The sequence below is a fragment of the Alkalihalophilus lindianensis genome, from assembly GCF_032843265.1.
Classification (GTDB): domain Bacteria; phylum Bacillota; class Bacilli; order Bacillales; family Bacillaceae_D; genus Alkalihalophilus; species Alkalihalophilus lindianensis.
In genome coordinates this window covers 1-260 of sequence record NZ_JAWJBA010000546.1, presented here as the reverse complement: position 1 = coordinate 260, position 260 = coordinate 1, and the positions used below count along the sequence as shown (strand labels likewise).

Sequence of the window (260 nt, the reverse complement as noted above, 5' to 3'; positions counted from 1 at the left end):
CTGTAATCATTATTGGAGGCGCATTTGCAGTTGGTGTTGGTGCCGGTTACTTTGCCTCACTCGTAAAAGACGAACCGATCCGTTCTTACGAAAGTATGAAAAAGGATATTTATAATTACACAGAAACATCGCAATTATATTTTGCTCATGATGATTACTTGGGAAAACTTAGAACGGATCTTGAACGGGAAGAAGTGAGGCTGGATCAAGTTTCCGATTATTTGATTAAAGCGGTTGTTGCTACAGAGGATGAATATTTC

The 260-nt window shown here is 38.8% G+C and carries 1 protein-coding gene; it reads left to right on the top strand.

Annotated features, from left to right (window positions below; translation table 11 throughout):
* Positions 1 to 260, top strand: a 260-nt coding sequence (locus RYX56_RS23370; RefSeq protein WP_317124259.1) for a hypothetical protein, incomplete at both ends; no start/stop codon positions are given.